Raw genomic sequence first — 7,486 nt, 5'->3', positions numbered from 1 at the left:
ACAGACCTTGAGGTGCCCCCTATGGCGTGCCAACGGCTCGACGGAGTTCGGCAATGGCGTCAAATATGGCGCGTCACACCTGCGTCAGACCGTGGTGTCGGTGACCGGCGATCCAGCGGTAATCGCACGCGAAATTGCCGCCGTTCGCCGCCGTCTGGCCGCACTGCGGACCGAGGAGGCCGCGCTTGAGGCGAGCCTCACTTCCCTTCAGAGCCAACTGGCGGAGCTCGAGAAAGGCCCGCGATCAGCTCCGTTCGCGGGGGCCGCGGTAACCAGCTCATCGCCATCCTCGGCCAAGGTCGACCTGTTCTGCAGCCTGTTCAGGGGGCGCACAGATGTCTTCCCGCTGCGCTGGGAAAACCGTAATACGGGCAAAGCTGGCTATTCGCCGGCCTGCGTCAACGAATGGGCACGTGGCATCTGCGCCAAGCCCAAGGTCAAATGCGGGCAATGCCCGCATCAGGCGTTCATTGGCGTATCCGACGCCGTTATCGCCAAGCACCTGGGCGGCGGTAGCACACGCTCGGGTGATTTCGTCGCCGGCGTCTATCCGCTGCTGGCCGATGGGACATGCTGGTTCCTGGCCGCCGATTTTGATAAGCAGGACTGGATAGCGGACGCCACCGCCTTTCTCGAAACCTGCCGCGCGAGGCAGGTGTCAGCAGCACTGGAGCGCTCGCGTTCGGGCAACGGCGGGCATGTCTGGATCTTCTTCGACGAACCGGTGCCTGCTGCAACCGCTCGCCAGTTGGGTGCTGCGCTGGTGACCGAAACAATGGAGCGCAGGCCGGAAATCGGCTTTGCTTCCTACGACCGCTTCTTCCCCAACCAGGATACTATGCCGCTCGGCGGCTTCGGCAATCTGATCGCGCTGCCGCTGCAGGCGCGCGCCCGCAAGGCGGGCAACAGCGTTTTCGTCGACGATGAACTGACGCCCTATGACGATCAGTGGGCCTTCCTGTCGACGCTCGCGCGCAATCCGGCGGAAGTGGCTTTTCGGATAGCGGGCGAGGCCGAAGCGGTCGGCCGCGTTCTCGGCGTGCGCATGCCGGTCGAAGACGACTTGGCCGACGAGCCCTGGAAACAGCTCCCGTCGCGTAGGACAAAGTCAGTGCCAATTGCGGGGCCCTTGCCCGAGGCTATTACCATCGTGGTCGCCGACCAGATCTATATCGATCGCACAGGTTTGCCATCGGCGCTGGTCGCCCGGTGCATCCGCCTCGCGGCCTTTCAGAACCCCGAATTCTACCGGGCGCAGGCCATGCGCCTGGCGACTTTCGGCAAGCCGCGGATCATCTCCTGCGCACAGCTACACCCCAAGCATTTGGCGCTGCCACGTGGCTGCCTCGATGAACTGACCGCGCTGATCCGCAGCCATGGCATCGAGATAGCCCTGGAAAATCATCAGCAATCGGGCGAGCCATTGCCCGATACCGTCAGGTTTCTTGGAGAGCTGCAGCTATCGCAGCAGCGCGCTTTCGCGGATCTTGCCGCCCACGACCACGGTGTGCTGGCAGCGACGACGGCGTTCGGCAAGACGGTGGTGGCCGCCGCGTTGATGGCTGAGCGCGGCTGCAACACGCTTGTTCTGGTCCATCGCCGCGAACTGCTCGAGCAATGGGTGGCGCGGCTGAGAACCTTTCTCGAGATCGATCCGAAGCTGATCGGCACGATCGGCGGGGGCAAGCGCAGACCAACGGGTGTGATCGATGTGGCGCTGATCCAGAGCCTGGCGAGGAACGGCGAAGTCGACGATGTCGTCGCCGGATACGGCCATCTGATCGTCGACGAATGCCACCACCTGTCCGCCGTCAGTTTCGAGCTGGTCGCCCGGCGCGCTAGGGCGCGGTTTGTGCTGGGATTGTCGGCCACGGTCGCGCGCAAGGATGGGCACCACCCGATTATCTTCATGCAGTGCGGACCGGTGCGCCACCGGGTCGATGCGCGCCGACAGGCAATCGAGCGCGGTATCCGCCACCGCGTTCGCGAACGTGTCACGCGCTTCGAACTGCCGCAGGTCCTGGCAGCTGCCGAAAGGCCCCCGATGCCGGCGATCTATGGCGCGCTTGCAGTCGACGAAGAGCGCAACGACCTCATTTTCGACGACGTGCTCCAGGCGCTTGAGCGGAAGCGATCGCCTATCGTTCTGACCGAACGGAAAGACCACCTGCTCTATCTCCAGAAGCGCTTCACGCCGTTCGTCAGGCACATTGCCGTCTTGTGCGGTGGGCTTTCCGCGGCGGAGAGAAAGCACTGCCAGTCAGCGCTCAGCGTTCCAGTGTCAGAGGAGCGCCTCATCCTGGCGACCGGCCGCTACGTCGGTGAAGGGTTCGACGATGCGCGCCTCGACACGCTTTTCCTGACGATGCCGATCTCCTGGAAGGGGACGCTGGCCCAATATGTCGGCCGTCTGCATCGCCAGCATGCTGGCAAGGCCGACGTTCTGGTCGTCGATTATGTCGATGGCACCGTGCCGGTCCTCGCCCGGATGGCGGTCAGGCGGCGGTCTGGCTACCGCAGTCTCGGCTATCTGCTGGAATAGCGAGCCTGAGCGGGCTATCGGATAGTGCGCAGGACTTCGAGAAGACCGCGCAGCTTGTGCTTGCGGCGGTGGGTTTCGATCAATGTGTCCAGAAACTCGCGCCATTGCCCGCTCCTGCCGGCAATCGCATGGGCCTGCGCAGCGACTGCGAGCCATTCAACGGCCAGATCATAGTGGTTCGAGCGGCCTTCGGTCATGATGGGGTTCGCCAGGCGCAAGGCAAAGCCGATCGTCCAATCGGGATCGCCGTGGCAAGCCGACCGGGCGAGGCGCAGCAGCGACGTGTCGTGAGGACTCTGGTGTCCCGATACCTCGCGATCGGTCACGGCGATGGCGTCGGCGATCCGGTTCTCGTCCAGCAGGATGTCGATCCGCTCGGGTGCGTAGTCAGCGACCATCAGCCGTGCCAGCAAGGACTCGCGCAGGTTCGGCCAGGCCTCGTCCGAACAGAGCTCTCGCGCCGCCTCGTAGTCTTCGCGAGACAGGCTTTTCTCGAAGGCTACGCTCGCCGCGATGATGGCAAGGGCAGTGCGGCCCGCGTCTCGTGCCGTGTCGCGTAGCCAGCGCGTTAGGGCAAGCCTACTGTATGAATGGACGTGATGGGCATCCGGCTCTTCCGCGGAGAGTGACAGCCCCCATTCGGCGAGTTCGAAGGCGGCATCGTCGTGCCCTATGGCAAGTAGCGTCTGCGCTAGGCGCAAGATGCTATCGGGTTCGCGAAAACGGGTATGGGCGATCGCCAGCGCCTCGTCGGAGCGTCCGCATTTCGCCAACATCACGGCATGGTTGCAATGGCGCCCGGCGGCGCGGGAGAGGTTGAGAAACCCCTCCGTGCGACCCATTGCCTCCAGCGCGGCAAGCCGAGCTTCGATCAGTTTTCCGCTCAACCAATCGTTCTGCCCACCCTGCGGCCAGTCGTTTGTGCGTCCGTTGAGGACGTCCGACAGACCAGGCTCATCCCACCCCAGCGTGGCGGCGGCGAGGGCGACGGCGAAGGCATCGTCGGCGCCATATTCTGCGATCCGATCCTGCCAATCGCTCAATTCGTCGACCAGGACATCCCGCCGCTCGTCAGCGATGTCGCCCGACAGTGTAGCCCAAGCGATGAGCGCGTCGAGGACTGGGAAAAACTCGTGCAAAGTTTCGTCCCAGTCCGCGCATCGCGGCCAGGTATCGACCAAAGCTTCTGCGACCGGCCTCAGGATTGCCAGGGCATCAATGCCGTTACCTGCCGCCAGGAAGGGCTCGGCCTGGCCGATCACTTCCTCGAGTGCGGCTTCATCGACATCCGAATGGGAATCATCCCAGTGCCGCCTGGGTCGAAGGGCGCGGGCAGTTTCGAGCAGGGCTTCCGCCTGGCGGCGAAAAGGTTCCGGATCGAGGGGGAGCAGCTGATCGCGCGCGTCCCACGCCGCCAGCTGTGCCTCGAGCCACAGCCTGAAAGCCTCGTCCGTTTCGGCGCGTCGGGCCAGCAGGGTGGCCAGGGTCTTGGCATCGAGCGCGTTCAGACGTGCCGCCAGGACATCACTCATGGCGCAAAGGCTTTGCGTTTTTGCTTCGGTGCGGGCCTGCCCGGCAGCAGCGCGCCAAGCCCCGTGACGAGGTCGTCGATGCCCAAGTCGCCCTTATCGATCGCGTCTGCTAGGGCGGTAATGGCCGGCTCCAGCGCCAGCATGACGAGATCGAGGCCATGCAGATGCGCCGGATAGACCAGTTCATGCAGCGTGGCGCGGGCATCTGTGAGGTCTGCTTCGTCCGCGATCCCCAGGCGGATCGCCATCGCCTCGCTTCGGCGCAGCGGCACGACGATGCCGAAGCCGATATGCCAGGGGCCGAGATCGACGAGCCGACCTGCGATCGCGAATTCGCCAAGGGCGGCAACCTGTGCCGCGAGCGCCCGGTCCATGACGCGGATCGCGGCGCATTCATCGAGCAAATCGCGCGCCAGTACGGCGCCATCCTCATGCATGCGCTCGACCAGGAAAACCGAGAAGCGTGCGGTCGGGAGCCGCGCAGCGATATGCGCCCCCAGCGGATCGCGCTTGAGCGGGAGTCGGGGCGCGATGCGGTCGATCGCGCGGCGTGCGCTACCATGCGGCCCGGACTTCTGTTTGGCTGAATAGAGCGCCGTGTCCGCCAGCATCGCTGCGGCATTCGCGGCAATGCCATCGCATTCGGCGAGGCCCAGGAGCTCTTCTGCCAGCTTCAATTCGGACTTGCCTAGCCGCTCAACGCAAAGCTGCAGCACATCATTGAATGCTTCGCGCACCGCAGGATAGCCGATCAGTTCAAGGTCCAGGTCCATCCGGCAACTCGCTTAATCGAGGGAGGCGCCGGAGCGCGTGAACAGGTCTCGAAACAGGCGCGCACCCTTGTCCAGTCCATCGGATGTCAACTGAACCGATTTCGCCTTGCCCACCGGGTTTGAGATAAGGCCCCGTTCTTGCAGCCGTTCCATCGACGCCCAGTCGAAACCCTTCCAGGCCGTGCCGCTGGATTCAACGTTGAGCCACAAAAGCGCCAGCACCGTAGCGTCGATCCTGTCGTTGTCGATGTCCATCCGCTTGGTGCCGCCACTGTCGCTGCAGGAGTTGCGGAGCTAGCATCGTCGGGGCTGTTTTGCCAGTTCTCGCCACCAAGGCCATGCCTGCGTTGCGCCTGATCACGCAGTGCCCCCAGACCTCAAGATGAGGCCATCAATTTTGGCACGGCACCGTCTCAACGGTGCGATGCAATGACGTCAACTTTGTCAGCCGACAATAGCGCCTCACACGCTGGGGCTTGTCGTACAGCCTCTCAGTCATGAGTTCGGTTGGAGTCGGACGCAGATTACGGCGGTTATCACTCTTGGCGCCTTGATAGCGATCCCATTTTCTCCAGTGGTGGGCGCTCTTTTCGATCGATTTGGAACCAGGTACCTTGCCTTGCCTGGCATTGTTCTTGCGGGTCTGGGATGCGCGGGGATCTCTCTTGCCAACGGATCTACAACTCAGTGGTTCATCCTTTGGGGTTTTTTCTGGATAGCGGAATCATCAATCAAAGTAATAATCTGGACAGCCGCTGTAATGGCCGCCTTCAATGCGGCACGTAGTATGGCGTTAAGCATCACGCTCTGCGGGGTGGCTTTTTCAAGTGTAGTTGTTCCGCCCCTAATGCGATTGCTGGTGGACAATATTGGTTGGCGTGAAGGTTATGTGATCCTGGCAGCAATTTGGAGTGTTCCAACCTTTCTGTTGTGCTACTTTTTCCTGGGCGAGAGCCGAGGCCGGCAGAAGTCGGTGGAGGTAAAAATTGCGGATGCGCATGAGCCGCTGGCTGCTGGGGAATTGCCTGGCATGACGATGAAAGAGGCGGCACGTAGCCTTGCATTGTGGCGGGTGGGCATCTCCACGTCCATTATGATGGCCATTGCTTCTTGCTTTATCGTGCATATCGTTCCCTTGATTACGGAGATGGGTGTCAATCGCAGTGACGCCGCCCTACTTGCCAGCCTTTATGGAATTGCCGGCGTTGTTGGGAAGCTCGTGACGGGTTGGATGATGGAGCGCATTGATGGGGGTTTGATAGGGGCCTTAACAAACGCGGCGACGGCAATAGCACTGATCTTCCTGCTCGATCCATTTCGCACGGAAATGGTGATTGTCGCGGCACTTATTATTGTTGGATATTCAAACGGGACCAAATTGCAGATTTGCGTCTATTTGACGGGAAGCCTGGCCGGCCTGAGAAATTACGGAAAAATATTCGGCACGATATCAAGCGCGATTGCGCTTGCGAGCGGGCTTGGGGTGCTTCTCGGGGGGATGATATATGATAGCTTTGGAAGCTATCAGGCGATGGTTATTGCTTTCATTCCGGCCAGCCTATTGGCTGCCGCTTTGATTTTCAGGATCAATACGAGTCGCTGAGCGGGGCTCTGTGACATCGGCGTGGCAGGCGGGGGTGGGCGGTGCTGGCTTCCAGCGATGCCACGCAAATCCTGCGCCGGCATTGTCAAAGCGAATGTGATTGACGTGCACCCCAACTTTCATCCAGTTGCGATTAGAGCCTCGGCATTGTTGTTGCCCAGGTGGGCAGGTGAAGCAAGGGGCTGCGTAGCGTAGCCTCCGGCTATGCGGAGCGCAGCAGCCCCTTGCTTTTTGAGGTCAGCGGCGAAGGCCGCCGGGGTGGCGTAGCCGAGCGAGGAGTGTGGCCTTGAGTTTGGAGAACGCCTTCTCGATTGGGTTGAAGTCGGGGCTGTAGGGCGGGAGGAAGCGCAAGGTTGCGCCAGCCGCTTCGATCAGCTCGCGCACCGAGGCGCGCTTGTGGCTTGACAGGTTGTCCATGATGACGACGTCACCGGGCCGCAGCTCGGGAACGAGCACCTGCCCGACGTAGGCTTCGAACCAGTCGCCGTTGATCGGCCCGTCGAGCACCTTCGGCGCGACCATGCCGGTCATGCGCAGTCCCGCAACGAGTGTGGTCGTCTTGCGGTGTCCGTGCGGGAAGCCCATCCGCAGGCGCTCGCCCCTGGCGCAGCGGCCATGGCTGCGGGTCATGTTGGTCGCGGTCCAGGTCTCGTCGATGAACACGAGCCGTTCGGGCTCCAGATCGAGCTGGCCATCGAACCAGTCGTGTCGCTGCTTCAGGACATCGGGGCGGTCCTGCTCGATTGCATGGCCAGTCTTTTTTGCGCGTCAGGCCATGACGAACGAAGAAGCGGTGAAGCCCGGCCACCGAGACGTGCAGGCCGAGCCTGATCAACGCCAGGCGCAGTTCTTCAAGCGAGATGTCCTTGCGGGCCTCCCACACGGCAAAGATCTCCGTTCCCCGCTCCTCGACCCGGCGCGAGCGCATGTCGCCACCCTGAGGTTTGGGAGCAAAGTTGCCGGTCGTGCGTCGCTGATCCTGCCAGCGGATCGCCGTCGAGGGCGCGACCCCAAACCGGGCCGCCGCAGCACGGCA

6 protein-coding genes and 2 pseudogenes are annotated in these 7,486 nt (G+C 62.4%); 3 read left to right on the top strand and 5 right to left on the bottom strand.

Translation table 11 applies throughout. The features are described 5' to 3' along the window. A partial coding sequence (locus tag EBBID32_RS16165; protein ID WP_231382221.1) for a TOTE conflict system archaeo-eukaryotic primase domain-containing protein occupies nucleotides 1-2,542 on the top strand: 2,542 nt, incomplete at its 5' end. Nucleotides 2,543-2,556: 14 nt separating this feature from the next. Here the strand turns inward: EBBID32_RS16165 and EBBID32_RS16160 are convergent. The 3 genes from EBBID32_RS16160 to EBBID32_RS16150 are packed head-to-tail and all read right to left on the bottom strand — an operon-like array spanning nucleotide 2,557 to nucleotide 5,102. Beyond that, the gene (locus EBBID32_RS16160) at nucleotides 2,557-4,074 is read right to left on the bottom strand and encodes a hypothetical protein (protein ID WP_006960641.1); all 1,518 of its coding nucleotides are present in this window, start codon (nucleotides 4,072-4,074) and stop codon (nucleotides 2,557-2,559) included. Beyond that, nucleotides 4,071-4,847, bottom strand: coding sequence for a hypothetical protein (locus EBBID32_RS16155; RefSeq protein WP_006960639.1), 777 nt, complete (start codon nucleotides 4,845-4,847; stop codon nucleotides 4,071-4,073). Before EBBID32_RS16155 ends, EBBID32_RS16160 begins: the two co-directional genes overlap by 4 nt. Before the next feature lie 12 nt (nucleotides 4,848-4,859). Beyond that, complete coding sequence (locus EBBID32_RS16150; protein ID WP_006960637.1) at nucleotides 4,860-5,102, bottom strand: DUF6429 family protein; 243 nt, start codon at nucleotides 5,100-5,102, stop codon at nucleotides 4,860-4,862. Nucleotides 5,103-5,301: 199 nt separating this feature from the next. Here EBBID32_RS16150 and EBBID32_RS16145 point away from each other — a divergent pair, with 199 nt between their 5' ends. Next, complete coding sequence (locus tag EBBID32_RS16145) at nucleotides 5,302-6,450, top strand: MFS transporter (protein ID WP_156022592.1); 1,149 nt, start codon at nucleotides 5,302-5,304, stop codon at nucleotides 6,448-6,450. A 119-nt stretch (nucleotides 6,451-6,569) separates the two neighbouring features. Here the strand turns inward: EBBID32_RS16145 and EBBID32_RS24195 are convergent. Both EBBID32_RS24195 and EBBID32_RS25390 read right to left on the bottom strand, forming a co-directional pair. Then, nucleotides 6,570-6,737, bottom strand: a pseudogene (locus EBBID32_RS24195) (IS3 family transposase); the annotation flags it as partial. Continuing rightward, nucleotides 6,727-7,222 (bottom strand): annotated as a pseudogene (locus EBBID32_RS25390) (IS630 family transposase); the annotation flags it as partial. The pseudogenes EBBID32_RS25390 and EBBID32_RS24195, both read right to left, overlap by 11 nt. A gap of 3 nt (nucleotides 7,223-7,225) precedes the next feature. On the opposite strand from EBBID32_RS25390, the gene EBBID32_RS25385 reads away from it, so the two are divergent. Further along, nucleotides 7,226-7,486 (top strand): hypothetical protein (locus tag EBBID32_RS25385; RefSeq protein WP_037491240.1); only part of this gene is annotated, 261 nt, incomplete at its 3' end.

It is taken from the genome of Sphingobium indicum BiD32 (genome assembly GCF_000382885.1).
Classification (GTDB): domain Bacteria; phylum Pseudomonadota; class Alphaproteobacteria; order Sphingomonadales; family Sphingomonadaceae; genus Sphingobium; species Sphingobium japonicum_C.
This window is presented reverse-complemented; position numbering and strand designations above follow the sequence as displayed.

Bases quoted from the DNA above. Each gene is read 5' to 3' on its own strand.
- EBBID32_RS16160 (WP_006960641.1), bottom strand. From the start codon at position 4,074: ATGAGTGATGTCCTGGCGGCACGTCTGAACGCGCTCGATGCCAAGACC.
- EBBID32_RS16155 (WP_006960639.1), bottom strand. From the start codon at position 4,847: ATGGACCTGGACCTTGAACTGATCGGCTATCCTGCGGTGCGCGAAGCA.
- EBBID32_RS16150 (WP_006960637.1), bottom strand. From the start codon at position 5,102: ATGGACATCGACAACGACAGGATCGACGCTACGGTGCTGGCGCTTTTG.